The organism is Frankia sp. CoWAU3, assembly GCF_977971855.1.
In genome coordinates this window covers 1-1,374 of record NZ_CDWWXB010000160.1, presented here as the reverse complement: position 1 = coordinate 1,374, position 1,374 = coordinate 1, and the positions used below count along the sequence as shown (strand labels likewise).

Genomic DNA, 1,374 nt, shown 5'->3' with positions numbered 1-1,374 from the left:
GGCTGGGCGCGCGGGGTGGGGCCCCGTCTCTCAGACCGTGAACGTCCTGGTGACGGCCTGCTCGGTCTGCTGGAACGAGCCGTTCGAGTCGTGCACCGCCGTCTTGAGCGCCAGGATGTCCTCGGTCAACTCGCCGGTCGCCGTCGACCACGTGGTCTGCAGCGGGACGTACGCCTGCTGCGCCGCGCCGCCCCAGGTCCGCAGCAGCGGCTTCATCTTCGTCGCCAGGTCCTGGATCTGCTGGATCAGCAACCCCCTTGACGGTTTCCAGGGTCGTCACGGCTCCGTGCTGCGCCAGCGCAACGCCGCCGACCTGACAGCGGCCATGGGGCGTCCGTAGGCGGATGAGCCACGGGCCCCGGCGCCGGGTACCCGTGACGCCGAGGGGACCGGCCGGCCCGCGGGGCGTGTGCCAGCTCGCGGCCTGGTCATGGTCAGTCCTCGCGCGTCGTCTCGCCGGGGTCCACGGGCCGCCTCGGTCCACGGGCCGCGTTCAGTCCAGCAGGCCGCTCTGCCGGGCGGCGTGCACGGCTGCCGTACGGTTACGGACCCCCATCTTGCGCATGATGCTGCGCATGTAGGTCTTCACGGTCTCGGCGCGGATCGTGAGGTGCTCCGCCGCCTCGACGTTGGAGCAGCCGGTGGCCACGAGGGTCAGTACCTCCATCTCCCGCAGGGTGAGGCGGAAGGGCGGCGGCTTCGGCGGGCCGGGCGTGACGACCGGTTCGTTGCGCAGCAGGGAGTAGATGTGCAGGATCTGCCGCCGGAGATGGGGGGCCGTCATCTGGGCGCTCAGCTCCAGTAGCTCGATCTGGGCCAGACGGACCCGCTCCCGCTGCGTGCGAGAGTCGGGCGGCTGTCCATCGGCGACGAATGGTCCCGGTGCGTGGTCAAAGCCGGCGGGGGTCATCGTCCGGTGCAGGCGCACCTGCATCGGGATCGAATCCGATGCCACTGGGCCCATTATGCTCCTCTCCCTATCCACGTCGATAACCCGGCTACCTCCGGCTGGGCGCCCCCGGTCAATCAGGCGCGTACCGGTGTATTCATGAAGGGGTGGTCGGTCCCGGGATCGGCCGTACACCACCTTTGTGCGATGCCTTCCATGATCCGATCGCGGGTGAAGTGGACACACCGCCACGTCGGCTCCGCTCCAGGCTGGCCGTCCGTCTTCGTCGGATGGCCGCTGCCGGCTACATCGAAAAGGTTATCTCCTTGCCCCGGCCGGTCGTCAATGGTGTCGCTCCCATGGGTGAGAACATACTGCTCCCCCCAGTCGGAAGGTTCGAGGGTAGTCTTGAATGCTACCCCGAAAGGGGCTCCTTCGGGTACGTCATGTCACGTCGCCGCACCAAGGTCCCCCCAGGGCCGCGC

2 protein-coding genes are annotated in these 1,374 nt (G+C 68.9%); both read right to left on the bottom strand.

Annotation, left to right across the window (positions count from 1 at the left end; translation table 11 throughout):
- Positions 1–30: 30 nt before the first annotated feature.
- Positions 31–252 (bottom strand): WXG100 family type VII secretion target, encoded by a 222-nt coding sequence (locus AC08ON_RS13635; RefSeq protein ID WP_476607867.1) that lies wholly within the window; start codon positions 250–252, stop codon positions 31–33.
- A gap of 241 nt (positions 253–493) precedes the next feature.
- The gene (locus AC08ON_RS13630; protein ID WP_011435982.1) at positions 494–964 is read right to left on the bottom strand and encodes a response regulator transcription factor; all 471 of its coding nucleotides are present in this window, start codon (positions 962–964) and stop codon (positions 494–496) included.
- Positions 965–1,374: the final 410 nt, after the last annotated feature.

Coding starts and splice junctions, on each gene's coding strand:
- AC08ON_RS13630 (WP_011435982.1), bottom strand. CDS start 964: ATGGGCCCAGTGGCATCGGATTCGATCCCGATGCAGGTGCGCCTGCAC.